This window comes from Curvibacter lanceolatus ATCC 14669 (genome assembly GCF_000381265.1).
GTDB lineage: Bacteria > Pseudomonadota > Gammaproteobacteria > Burkholderiales > Burkholderiaceae_C > Curvibacter > Curvibacter lanceolatus.
On record NZ_KB906272.1, the window covers coordinates 53,818 to 66,643 of the forward strand.

Genomic DNA, 12,826 nt, shown 5'->3' on the forward strand with positions numbered 1-12,826 from the left:
GGCTCAGGTCTGTGCCGCCTCAGCCACCACACCCTGGCCGGCATAGTGCCGCACCAGGCTCAGCAGCTCTTCTTCGGCGTAGGGCTTGCCCAGGTAGTGGTTGACGCCCAGCTCCAGCGCGTGTTCGCGGTGCTTGGCCGCAATGCGCGAGGTGATCATGATGATGGGCAGCTCGCGCAGGGCCGCATCGTGGCGGATGTTGCGCGCCAGATCGAAGCCGTCCATGCGCGGCATCTCGATGTCGGACAGCACCACCACCGGGCGCTCGTCCTGCAGGCGTTCGAGCGCCTGCAAGCCATCGGCGGCCAGGGTCACACGGTAGCCTTCGCGCTGCAGCAGACGCTGGGTGACGCGGCGCACGGTGATCGAATCGTCCACCACCAGCACCAGCGGCGCCTGGGTGTCAGCCAGCACGGCCGGCTCGGCCACAGGGCCAGACCCATCAGCCGCGGCGGCCGCAGCGCTCGCCGACAGGGCCAGGCGGGCCCGGATCTGCTCGCCATACACGTTGGCCAGCGCCACCGGGTTGTAGATCATCACCACCGCCCCCGAGGCCAGCACCGACATGCCGGCCAGGCCGGGCAGGCGCGAAAGCTGCGGCCCGAGGTTCTTCACCACCACTTCCTGGTTGCCCAGCACTTCATCGACGTGCACCGCGATGCGTTGGGCCGCGCTGTGGAAGATCACCACCGGCCGCGTGCGGGCCGCCGCCTCCTGGCTGTGCGCAGCCAGTTGCAGCAGCGCCCCGCCCCAGTAGAACGGCACGGTCTCGACCCCCAGATCGAACTGCTGGCTGCGGTAGGCTTCGTCCAGTTCGTTCGAGCCCGAGCGGCGCACGATCTCGACCAGGCTGGCTGGCACGCCGAGTGTGGCCTGGCCGATGCGCAGCATCACCACCTGGGTGACCGCCGTGGTCAGGGGCAACACCAGCTTGAAGCGGCTGCCCTGCCCGCTGCGGCTGCGGGTTTCGATGCGGCCCCCCAGGGCGTTGACCTCGGTGCGCACCACGTCCATGCCGATGCCGCGGCCCGCCAGTTCGGTGACCTCGCTGGCGGTGGTAAAGCCGGGCATGAAGATCATCTGCGCCGCCTCGTCCTCGGACAGCACGTGGCCAGGCGCCATCAGGCCCTGACTCTGGGCGCGTTCGCCAATGGCCGCCAGGTCGAGCCCGGCGCCATCGTCGGCGAATTCGACCGACACATCGTTGCCGCTTTGCGTGACCTGGATGCCAATGCTGCCGGTGGCCGGCTTGCCCGCCGCCGCGCGTTGGTCCGGGCTTTCGATGCCGTGGGCCACCGCGTTGCGCAACAGGTGCTCAAAGGCCGGGGTCATGCGGTCCAGCACGCCGCGGTCCATCTCGATGCTGCCCCCCGTGATGTCGAGCTTGATCTGCTTGCCGGTTTCCTTGGCCGATTGCCGTGCAATCGCGTACAGGCGCTCGGCAATGCCGTCGAACTCGACCATGCGGGTGCGCAGCAGATCGCGCTGCAGCTCACGCGCCTGGCGGGCCTGGGCCACCAGTTCGTCTTCGGTGCTGTCCACCGTGCGCTGCAGGTTGCGCTGCACCATGGCCACGTCGTTGACCGACTCGGCCATCATGCGGGTGAGCTCTTGAACGCGGGTGAAGCGGTCGAACTCCAGCGGGTCGAAGCCCGCGTCCGAATCCTTGGCCAGGGCCAGGCGCGACTGCATCTGCGACTCGGCCTGCAGCTCGATGTCGCGCAGCTGCTGGCGCAGCCGATCCAGGTTGCCTGTGAGGTCACCCAGCGAACTGCGCATCTGCCCCACACGCGACTCCAGGCGCGAGCGCGAGATCATGACCTCGCCGGCCTGGTTGACCAGGCGATCCAGCAGTTGCGAGCGCACCCGCACCGACTGGCCAGCCAGTGTCTTTTGCGGCACCCACTGCACGGTGGGCGGCAGGGCCGGCCGCGGCACGGCCGCAGCCGGGGTCTCACCCGACAACTCCTGCGTGGCGGCCTGCAGATCGGCCTCGGTGGCCGCCTCGCTGTAGCCACGCAGCGCATCAAAATTGGCCTGCAGCCCGTCAAAGCGGTTCACCAGGGCCTCAAGCGCCAGGGCGTCCACGCCGGTTTCGGCCAGGCCTTCGATGGCCGACTCCATGCGGTGGGCCATCTCACCCAGGCGCAGCGCACCCGCCAGGCGGGCACTGCCCTTGAGGGTGTGCAACAAGCGCAGCAACTCGGCCCGGGGCGCCTCCTGGGCCGGATCTTCCTGCCAGTGGCGCAGGCTGGCCGCCACTCGGGGCAGCAGTTCGAGCGCTTCTTCTTCGAAGATCGGGAACAGGTCGGGGTCGATCACGTCGACCGCGTCAAACTCGTCGTCGTAGGCCCGCTCGGGAGCGGCTTCGGAGGCCAGAGGCTCAGGGGCCGCCAGCGGCTCGGGCAGGGCCTCGTCGGCGGGCAACTGTGCTTCGGTGAGCTGCTCTTGCGGCAACTCCGGCGCCCCATCCGGCACCGACTCCGACGCCAACGCCGGCGCCAAGTCCTGCGAAGCCTCAGGGCTCAGCGCGGCATCCAAGTCGTCGGTCAGCGCCTCAGGCGCAGCGAAAGCTTCAGGCACCGCTTCAAGCTGGGGCTCGGGCAGGGCTTCTTCATCCATGGCGCCCGGCGCAGCCAGAGGCTCTGCCACAGGGGACTCGCCCGTTTCGGCGAAGCCGGGCTCGTCGAAGGTCAGCTCATCAAAGGCGGGTTCGTTCGACGCCTGGGCCGGCGCATCGATCCATTCCGAGGGCTCTGCCAGGGCCAGGCTCTCCGGCATGGGGACACCTGCCTCGGTCGCCAGAATGGCCTCGAGGGCCTGCACCACGGCCGGTTGCGGCTCTTTGAGGAAGCCTGCGGCAAACTGGTGCAGCAAACGGCGGATGTCATCGGCCGCGTCGACAAAGGCACGGGCATCGGCCTCGGTGCCACGGCTTTGCAGCTGCACGTGCTGCAGCGCATGTTCCAGCGTGCGGGCCAGCGAAGACAAGGCCTTGAATCCCACCGTGGCCGAACTGCCGGCCAGGGAGTGCGCCAGCGCCACCGCCGTGTCGGGCACAGGCTCGTGCAGCTCCAGCGCCCACTCGCCCAGCGAGGTCTGCAGACGTCGCGACCACTCGTCGGCCTCATTGAGGTAGACGTTGTACAGCGGAATGCTCAGGCGCAGGTCGCCGATGACCCGGATCGACTCGTCGTCGCTGGCAGGCGCCAGGAGGCTGGCGGCATCGGCATCGGCATCGGCATCGAGCTCTGGCTTTGGCTTTGGCTCTGGCTCTGGCTCTGGCTCCGCAGGCTGTTCTGGTTGGGCGACTTCGCCCGGCTCGGTCAACGCGGGCTCCAACGCCAGATCGGTCTCGGTCGGCAGCGGCAGCAACTCGTCAAGGCCGTCGGCCTGCAGGCGATCCAGGACATCAAGAGGCAGATCGGGCAGCGGCTCGGCTAGGTTGTCAGCCGGCAGGGCCTCCAGGGCACGCGACAGCTCGTCGTCCAAGGCCGCGTCCACGGCGGCATCCAGGCTGGCTTCGTCCAGGGGGCTGGCAGGCAACGCTGGGCTGACAGGCCCGGCATCGGCTTCCAACGGGAAATCGAGCTCGAAATGAGGCAAGGCGTCGGCCAGGGACGCCGCCTCGGCCGTGTCGCCAGGCAGATCGAGATCCAGCGCCGGCAGGCCAGCGCCAGCCCCATCGTGGGCCGGCAGGCCGGGCTCGGCAGGGGCGCCGGCCAGGGCGGCCTCGAACTGGGCGAAATCAATGTCCTCGACATCAAACGAAGCCGTGGCGGGCTCGGCTTCGGCGGCAGCCTCGACCGGCGCATCCTCGCTGTAGGACATCATCGCCGTCGGAGCGAAGTCGAGCTGGTGAGGCGCATCGTCTGTTGACACCGCTGGCTCTTGCGGCAGCGACAGGCCATCGAATGAGAGGTCGAAATCGGGGCCCAGCCCACCCTCGAACGGGGTTGCGGCGGCCGGTTCAGCCCCAGGCAGCGGCGCAGGCGCTGCGGCTTCGGCCAGGTCCAGGCTCGGCAGCTCAGGCAGTTCAGGCAGTTCGGTCGGTACCGCAGCGGCTTCATGGCCCTCGGCCGCAGCCTGCAGCAGAGGCAGCAGACGGTCCTCCAGCCGCAGGGCATCGGCGGCCTCGCGGAAGGGGGCGGCCCGCCAGGCCTGAGCCTGGTGGGCGGCAATGTCGTCCACCCAACGCGAAAACTGATTCAGGGCCTGGATGGACAAGGTCAGCAAAGGCTTGCTGGCGGGCTTCTGGTCGGCCAGCCAGGCGTTGTGCAACTGCTCCAGCGCCCAGGCGGCTTCGCCGAATTCGCCCAGCCCGACCATGCGCGAGCTGCCCTTGAGGGTGTGGAAGGCCCGGCGCAAGGCGGTCTGGTCGCCCAGCGATGCCGGGTCGTGGTGCAGGGCATCGATGGTGGCGCCCCCCTGGGCAAAGACCTCGCGGGCCTCCTCCAGGAAGACGTCGATGAGTTCATCCTCCTCGATCGCGGGTGCCTCGGTCCGGGCCGGCGGCGGCAGCGAAGGCGCGGCCACTTCGTCACCCAGCGCACCGATGTCCAGCGCACCAGTGTCCAAAGTGGCGGGCTCGGCGGACGTGAGGGACGCTGGGCCAGGGAAGGACGGCGCTGCACCGGGCTGCGCCTCGAGGGGCCGCGGCGGGACCGAGGACGGCGCGCCCAAGGCCAGTGAATCGACAAAAAGCGGGGGCTCCACCAGCGCCTCGCTGGCGTCAGCCGGGCCGAACTGCTGGCGCTGTCGCCCACCCAGGAACTTCAACTCGCCAGCCTCTTCGTCGTACACGAACAGCTTGCGCGCCAGCGTGCGCTGGTAGCTCAGCATGTCGATCAGAAAGCCCAGCGCCCCCAGGCTGTTGCCCAGGCGCTCGAAGGTGCCGGCGCGCAGGGCGTCGCTGGTCACTTCATCGACCATCAGGCGCTCGACGCTGTCGCGCATGCGCATGGCCGCGTGGGCGGCCTGCTCCAGCCCCAGCACCGAGAGCACGCCCCGCATCTGCGACAGGCGTGCCGGCACGGCGGTCAGCACCTGGCTGTCCGAAGGCTGGCGGAAGAAGGTGTCGAGCGACTTCTCGACCTCGGTGAGGGTGGAGCGCAATTCTTCGACCACGCTGCCCATGGTCTGGCGATCGCTGACACGGCGGTACAGCTCTTCCATCCAGGGCTCCAGGGGGCCCACCTCCTCGCCCGCCAGCACCCGGTCCAGGCGCTCGGCCAGCGCGCGCGAGCGCTCGCTCATCTGGGCTTCGTCGATGTCCATTTCCTGGTAGCAGGCCTGCAGGAACAGCACGGCCGTGGCCACCTCCATGGCCAGCGAGGCGCCCGGGGCGTCGCCGCTCAGTGCGGTGGCTTCAGCCGCCCGCTGCAGGGCCTGCCCCAAGGGCTGGCTGCCCGGGTGCAGCTTGGACAGCGATTCACCCACCAGCGCAAACTGGTCGACGGCGCTGCGCAGCTTGTTGCGGTCGCCGCCGGCCAGGGCCGACCAGGTGTCGGTGGCGGTGGCAATGCGCTTGCGCGCCTGCACCAGCACGGCCGGATCGAAACGACCGAACCGGCGCGCCTCGTAATCGGCCGGCGCATGGCGTTGCAGGCCATAGGCCTCGCGGACGGCCCGCAGCAAAGGGGCCGGCTGGCTGTCGGCCGGGCAGGCCTGGGCACAGTAGAAAAGAAGGTCCTGGAACAGGCGCTCCGACACGGCCGCTTCGCCACGGGCCAGGGCCGAGTACTGCACCAGCACGCGTGAGATCACGCGCTTGACGTAGACATCCAGGGGCACCAAGCCCAGCGACAGGCCTTCGAAGAAACCCGCGGCCACCTTCCAGAACAAACGCCCGCCCTGGGTGCCGGCGCTCGCCAGCCCAGAGGCGATCTGGGCCATGGCGCGGGCCCCCGAGGGGCGACCGGTCTTGACCAGCTTGAGCATGGCGTGGTCGAAGCGCGAGCGCACGTCGGGGTGGTAGTCGAGTGGCACCACGCTGTCGGGCAGGGCCGGATCGGCCACCCGGCGCTCACTGCCCCACAGATCGGCCGGATGGATGCGCTCCACGCCCAGCCACTGCTGCACGTCGCGGAACTGAGGGAACAGGCTGACGGCCGACACTTCGTGCCCCGCCAGCACCGCCTCCAGGTATTCGCTGATGGCGAAGCTGGCCCGCTCGATCAGGCCGATGGCGTCGTCTGTGCAGCTTGACGGGGCCTGGATGAACTTCTGCGTCATCGCCTCCAGGGCCCGCATCATCAGCGCCACCGGCGCCATGCCCACCATCTCCAGCGCCCCGGTGGCCTGGTGCATCTGCTGCCGCGCCAGGCGCAGCGCGCTCACATCGGGGCTGGCCAGTTCGGCCCCGTGGCTCTGCAAAGCCTCGCGCACATGGCGGCGCATGGCCTTGATCGAGCCGTCAAGGGATTTGCGCAGTTCGTCCAGCACCCAGGCCAAAGGGCCCAGGTCATGGTCTGCCGCATCCAGGGCAGCAGGGGACACAGCGTCGGTGGGTCGCATGGAAGGTTCCAGTCAGGCGTTGGGGCGACCGGCCCCGATCAGGCGATCTTGAACCGCGCCACGGAGTGACGCAGTTCATCGGCCATCTGCGACAGTTCGCGCACCTGCTGGGCCGTGGTCCGGGTGCCTTCTCCGGTCTGTTCGGTCACGGCAAAAATGTGCTGGATGTTGTCGGCCACCTCGTTGGCCAGGGTGGCTTCCTTGGACGCCGCCGACGAGATCTGCTCGATCAGCTCGGCCAGTCGTTGCGACACGCGGTCGATCTCGGTCAGGGCGGTGCCGGCGCTGTCGGACAGTCGGGCCCCTTCCACCACACCCTGGGTGGAGCGCTCCATGGCGGCCACCGCGTCCTGGGTGTCGGTCTGAATCGCCTTCACCAGCGCCGCGATCTGGCGCGTGGCATCGGCCGAGCGCTCAGCCAACCGCTGCACTTCTTCCGCCACCACCGAGAAGCCGCGACCGGCTTCACCAGCCGAAGCGGCCTGGATGGCGGCGTTCAGGGCCAGCACGTTGGTCTGCTCGGTGATGTCCGAAATCAGCTCGGTGATTTCACCGATCTCCTGCGACGATTCACCGAGTCGCTTGATGCGCTTGGAGGTTTCCTGGATCTGGTCACGGATGGCGTTCATGCCCCCGATGGCGTTCTGCACCGCCTGCAGACCCGAGTCGGCAGCCTGCAGCGATTGGCGGGCCACCGAGGCCGACTCTTGCGCCTGCGCCGACACGCCATTGATGCGCGAGGCCATTTCGAGCACCGAGCGGCCGGTTTCACGGATCTCCCGCAGCTGCTCGGTGGAGGCCGCCAGCAGTTCGGTCGAGGTGTTGTCCACCTGGGCCGTGGTCTGGGCCACCCGGGTGGCCGTGTTCTGCACGTTGCCCACCAGCACGCGCAGTTCTTCCACCGTGTAGTTCACCGAGTCGGCGATGGCGCCGGTGATGTCTTCGGTCACCGTGGCTTCCTGGGTCAGGTCGCCTTCGGCCACCGTCTGCAGTTCGTTCATGAGTCGCAAAATGGCGGCCTGGTTGGCGTCGTTGACGCGCTTGGCCTCCTGCTCCTGGCGCTGGGCTTCGAGCTGCTGCAACTCGGCAGCGGTCTGGCGGTTGCGGCTGTCCAGCAGCTGCACACGGGCCAGGCCGAAGGCACAGATCAACACAAAGAACGAGGCCACCACCAGCGACAGGATGGAGGTCAGGCTCAGACCGGTCTGCGAGGACAGGCGCCCCTGCAGGTCTTCCAGACCCCGGCGCAGCGGCTCGGAGTCGTTCAGGATGGCGGATTGCGCCTCACGGGCCGACACCAGGCCTTGCAGGTTGCCCAGAATGGCACCGGCCTGGCTGCGGGTCTGGTCATAGACCTTGATCAGGCTCTCCAGCTGTTCACGGGTCTGGGCGTCCTTGGAGGCCGCCAGACGCAGCTCGGGGCTGCCATTGAGCAGGCCCTGGGCGATCTCGCGGAAGGAGTTCAAGTCCTTGCCCAGCAGGAACACGGCCTCGGGGCTCACGCCCTCGGTGGTCTGGAACTCGTTGGCCGACTTGCCGATGCGCTGGGTCAGCATCACCAACTGGCCGGCGGCCGAGATCTCGGACGCCGGTGCGTTCTGCTGCAGCTTGAGCGAGGAGATGGTCTCGGCGATCTCCAGCAGGTCGGCAGACTGGCGGTTGATGGTGCGCAGCGCCTCACCCACCTGGGTCAGGATCTTCTGCTGGCTCATCACCACGGCGGCGTTGCGCTCGGCACGCTCCATCAGGGGCATGACCTTGTCCAGATCGGGCTTGAAATCACTGCCCAGCGGATCCAGGCGCATCTGGTCGTCGCCACTGGTCAGGCCACGCACGGTCTTCACGAGCACACCCGAGCTCTCGACCACGTCAGGGAAAGCCTGCGGGCTGCCCACCAGGGCCTGCGACACCGATTTGGCCAGGCGCTGCGACTGCATCAGCGACTGCCCCGAGGCGGCCAGCTGCTGGGCCACCTTGTCGGCCTGGCTCAGCGCCACACCGGCAATGGCCGCGAGCACCAGCAAGGCCACACCCAGCAGGATGAACAGCACACGCTGGTGCCGGGCCACAGTGCCCCGCCCCAGCAGGGGGAGCTCGATCTGGCCCTCGGTGGCGTCCTTGATCTCGGATTCGGCCAGCCGGGTTTCCGAGAAATTGACCTGGCGGTTGTCCAGTTCGGTTTCTGGCGCCAGGGAATCAACCAGGCCACCCGCGTTCTGCCTCAGGTCCTGGGCTGAATCCAGGGGCAACTCGTGCAGGGTATCTGGCCCCCCCAGCCCCACGGCCACCGAAGACTCGGCCTCCGCCGGCGACTTCTTCTTGGCAAACAGCTTTCCGATTTGATCCGCAAATGACATGGAACGACCTTGATGGCTGAGGCACTCAGGCACTGATACTGAGGAACTGCGCGGACTGCGAGAGTGACAGGAGTTGGATTTCCTGCCAGGTCTCGCCATGCGCATCGGTGTGGAGGGCGCCGAAGAAGCCCGGGGCATCTTCGGCAGGGGGCGCACTGGAGACGAAAGCTTCGGGGCTGCGCAAACCGGCCAGGCGGTCGACCACCAGGGCCACGTTCACATCCAGGGCTGCATTGAGCGCCAGCAGGCTGCAATCGGCCTGGGCCAGTTCAGAGCGCGGGCGCAGGGCGGGCGCCGCAGGCCAGACCTCCGCCAGGAAAGCGGCCAGGTCGACCACACCGGACAGATGGCCACGCAAATTGGCCACGCCCCAGAACCAGGGCCGTGTGTAAGGCACCGGCTGCACCGGCGACCATGGAAAGATCTCACCCGCCTGGGCCAGCGGCATCAGGTAACGCCCGGCTCCGGCGTGCACCGCCAGCCAGGCAATCGAGGGCCCTTCGGCTTGCGCAGCTTGCAGTCGGGCAGCCAGACGGCTTTGGAGTTCGCGGAGAGCATCTCGATTGGCCATTGGGGGGTCGCAGGTCTGGGCGATCAGTTCAGCGCGTTGATCTTGGCCTTGAGCTCGGCAGGATCGACCGGCTTGGTGATGTAGCCCCGGGCGCCCTGCCGCAAACCCCAGACCCGGTCGGTTTCCTGGTTCTTGCTGGTGCACATGATGATGGGCACGTCGGCGTACTTGGGGTCGCGGCTGATCGAGCGTGTCAGCTGGAAGCCGTTCTGGCCGGGCATCACGACATCCATCAGGATGAGGTCGGGCTTTTCTTCAGCCAGGCGCTTGAATGCTTCGTCAGCGTTTTCAGCGGTGCGGACCTGCATACCGCTTTTCTGCAGCAAATCAGACAGGAACATCAGTTCCGTCTTCGAATCGTCAACGATCAGCACTTTGTGAATCGACATCACAACGCTCCTAGAGTCGGCATACCGAATTGCCGCACGGCCTGCAGCAACTGGTCCTTGGTGAAGGGTTTGGTGAGGTAGTCCTGACAACCCACCATGCGTCCGCGCGCCTTGTCGAACACGCCGTCCTTGGAGGACAGCATCACGACCGGCGTCGCAGCAAAGCGCTCATTGCGTTTGATGATGGCACAGGTCTGGTAGCCATCCAGCTTGGGCATCAGGATGTCGCAGAAGATCAGCTGCGGCTCGTAGTCATTGACCTTGGCGAGCGCATCAAAGCCGTCGTCGGCCAGCAGGACGTCATGGCCGCCTTGCTTGAGAAAGATTTCGGCGCTGCGGCGGATGGTGTTGCTGTCGTCCACCACCAGCACCTTGAGACCTGAACTGTCAATGGACATCAGTGCATTCCTCGTGTCGCCAGATCGACGCCAGCAAAGGAGTCACGGGTTCAGATCTGGACCATTTCAAAGTCTTCCTTGCGGGCTCCGCATTCGGGGCAGGTCCAGTTCATCGGAACCTTTTCCCAGGGGGTGCCTGGCTCAATGCCATGCTCGGGAGCACCGGTGGATTCGTCGTAAATCCAGCCACAAATCAGACACATCCAAGTTTTGTTATCAGTCACAGCTTAAGGGGCCTTCGAATAGAATGCAATGATTGTATCGAGTCCCGCGGCCGCTTCTGCTACCCTGAGCAGACTGCCCATTTCCGGACTTCATGACCACGCTCACACCCCCCCCCAGCACCCCTGCGGCCAGCGACGAAGACAGCACGCCGGCCTGCGTGATGGTGTTCAACGCCAGCGACCCGAGCGGTGCCGGCGGTCTCACCGCGGACATCACGACGATCGCCTCGGTCGGCGGGCATGCCCTGCCCGTGGTCACCGGCAGCTACATCCGCGATACCTCCGAAATCTTTGACCACGCCGCCTTCGACGACGAGGTGGTCACCGAGCAGGCCCGCACCATGCTGGAAGACGTGCCGGTGCAGGTGATCAAGGTGGGCTTTGTGGGCGACCCGGAGAACCTCAGCGCGATCGCCGAGATCAGCTCCGACTACCCCGACATCCCGGTGGTGGCCTACATGCCCAACCTGTCGTGGTGGCAGGAAGACAAGATCGACAGCTACCTGGACGCGTTTTCCGAACTGCTGCTGCCCCAGACCTCGGTGTTGGTTGGCAACCACAGCACCCTGTGGCGCTGGCTGCTGCCCGACTGGAACAGCGACCGCTCCCCCACCGCACGCGACATCGCCGCTGCCGCCGCCAAACAAGGCGTTCCCTACACCCTGGTCACCGGCATTCCGCTGCCCGAGCAGCATGTGGACAACGTGCTGGCCAGCCCGCAAAGCGTGCTGGGCCATGTGCAGTTCGAGCTGTTCGACGCCGTGTTCGCCGGCGCTGGCGACACCCTGTCGGCCGCGCTGGCCGCGCTGGTGGCCACCGGCATCGACCTGGGCGAAGCCACCAGCGAGGCCCTGAGCTACCTGGACCGCTGCCTGGATGCGGGCTTCCGCCCCGGCATGGGCCATGTGATCCCCGATCGCCTGTTCTGGGCCCAGCCCGAAGAAGGTGAAGACGACAACGAGAACCCCGACGCCAGCGACACGCTGGCCGGGTTTGTGATTCCTCCCCATGACACTCAACACTGACCTGAACCTGCCCCTGTTCGAGCGCGCCAAGCGCGTGATCCCCGGTGGCGTGAACTCACCCGTGCGCGCCTTCCGCGCCGTGGGGGGCACGCCGCGTTTCGTGAAACGCGCCCAAGGCGCCTATTTCTGGGACGCCAACGACCAGCGCTTCATCGACTACATCGGCTCCTGGGGCCCGATGATCCTGGGCCATGGCCACCCTGCCGTGCTCGAGGCCGTGCAGAAGGCGGCCCTCGAAGGTTTCTCTTTCGGCGCCCCCACCGAGCGCGAGGTCGAGTTGGCCGAAGAGATCCTGAGCCTGGTGCCCTCGATGGACATGGTGCGACTGGTCAGCTCGGGCACCGAAGCCGGCATGACCGCGATCCGCCTGGCCCGAGGCGCCACGGGCCGCAGCAAGCTGATCAAGTTCGAGGGCTGCTACCACGGCCATGCCGATGCCCTGCTGGTCAAGGCGGGCTCGGGCCTGGCCACCTTCGGCACCTCCACCAGCGCCGGTGTACCGCCCGAGGTGGTGCAGCACACCCTGGTGCTCGAGTACAACAACATCGAGCAGCTTGAAGAGGCCTTTGCCGTGCACGGCAAGGAACTGGCTTGCGTGATGATCGAGCCGATCGCCGGCAACATGAACTTCGTGCGCGCCTCGGTGCCTTTCATGAAGCGCTGCCGCGAGCTGTGCTCCGAGCACGGCGCCCTGCTGATCCTCGATGAGGTGATGACGGGCTTCCGCGTGGCCCTGGGCAGTGCCCAGAGCGTCTACGCCCAGGCCATCCCCGGCTTCGAACCCGACATCACGGTGATGGGCAAGGTGATTGGCGGCGGCATGCCGCTGGCCGCCTTCGGTGCACGCCGCGCCATCATGGAACACCTGGCCCCGCTGGGCGGCGTGTACCAGGCCGGCACCCTGTCGGGCAACCCGGTGGCCACCGCCTGCGGCCTGGCCACGCTGCGCGAGATCCGCAAGCCCGGTTTCTTCGAGGCCCTGTCGGCCAGCACCCTGTCACTGGTGGACGGCCTCAAGGCGGCCGCCGCCGCCGAGGGCGTGCCCTTCAGCGCCGACTGCCAGGGCGGCATGTTCGGCTTCTTCCTGATGCCGGAGCTGCCGCAGAACTACGCCACCGTCATGAAGACCGACAGCGCCCGCTTCAACCAACTGTTCCACGGCCTGCTGGACCGCGGCGTCTACATCGCCCCGGCGCTGTATGAAGCCGGCTTTGTGAGCAGCGCCCACAGCGCCGACGACATCGCCCAGACCGTGGCTGCTGCCCGCGAGGTCTTCAAGACCCTGGCCGCCGCAGGCTGAGCGCCTCAGGCCGGGCCACGGCCCGGCCGGGTGCGGCCTGGTGCGG

Annotated in this window: 8 protein-coding genes; 2 read left to right on the forward strand and 6 right to left on the reverse strand. The window is 67.4% G+C overall.

What is annotated here, in order from left to right; translation table 11 throughout:
* Positions 1–3: 3 nt before the first annotated feature.
* From F624_RS0125050 to F624_RS34380, 6 genes are read right to left on the reverse strand one after another with little or no spacing between them, the layout of a single operon-like run.
* On the reverse strand, positions 4–6,516 hold the full coding sequence (locus F624_RS0125050) for an Hpt domain-containing protein (protein ID WP_019577127.1): 6,513 nt from the start codon (positions 6,514–6,516) through the stop codon (positions 4–6).
* Between the two features lie 38 nt (positions 6,517–6,554).
* Positions 6,555–8,873, reverse strand: a complete 2,319-nt coding sequence (locus tag F624_RS0125055) for a methyl-accepting chemotaxis protein (RefSeq protein ID WP_019577128.1) — start codon at positions 8,871–8,873, stop codon at positions 6,555–6,557.
* 25 nt (positions 8,874–8,898) lie between these two features.
* Positions 8,899–9,444, reverse strand: a complete 546-nt coding sequence (locus F624_RS0125060; RefSeq protein ID WP_019577129.1) for a chemotaxis protein CheW — start codon at positions 9,442–9,444, stop codon at positions 8,899–8,901.
* A gap of 23 nt (positions 9,445–9,467) precedes the next feature.
* A complete protein-coding gene (locus F624_RS0125065) occupies positions 9,468–9,833 on the reverse strand; it encodes a response regulator (protein WP_019577130.1) in 366 nt (121 codons plus the stop codon).
* Positions 9,833–10,231, reverse strand: a complete 399-nt coding sequence (locus F624_RS0125070) for a response regulator (protein WP_019577131.1) — start codon at positions 10,229–10,231, stop codon at positions 9,833–9,835. The genes F624_RS0125065 and F624_RS0125070 overlap by 1 nt, the downstream gene beginning before the upstream one ends.
* A 50-nt stretch (positions 10,232–10,281) precedes the next feature.
* A complete protein-coding gene (locus tag F624_RS34380) occupies positions 10,282–10,455 on the reverse strand; it encodes a rubredoxin (protein WP_084461699.1) in 174 nt (57 codons plus the stop codon).
* A 92-nt stretch (positions 10,456–10,547) separates the two neighbouring features.
* On the opposite strand from F624_RS34380, the gene thiD reads away from it, so the two are divergent.
* Both thiD and hemL read left to right on the forward strand, forming a co-directional pair.
* Positions 10,548–11,480 (forward strand): bifunctional hydroxymethylpyrimidine kinase/phosphomethylpyrimidine kinase, encoded by a 933-nt coding sequence (gene thiD, locus F624_RS0125075; protein ID WP_019577132.1) that lies wholly within the window; start codon positions 10,548–10,550, stop codon positions 11,478–11,480.
* The gene (gene hemL / locus F624_RS0125080; protein ID WP_019577133.1) at positions 11,464–12,780 is read left to right on the forward strand and encodes a glutamate-1-semialdehyde 2,1-aminomutase; all 1,317 of its coding nucleotides are present in this window, start codon (positions 11,464–11,466) and stop codon (positions 12,778–12,780) included. The genes thiD and hemL overlap by 17 nt, the downstream gene beginning before the upstream one ends.
* Positions 12,781–12,826: the final 46 nt, after the last annotated feature.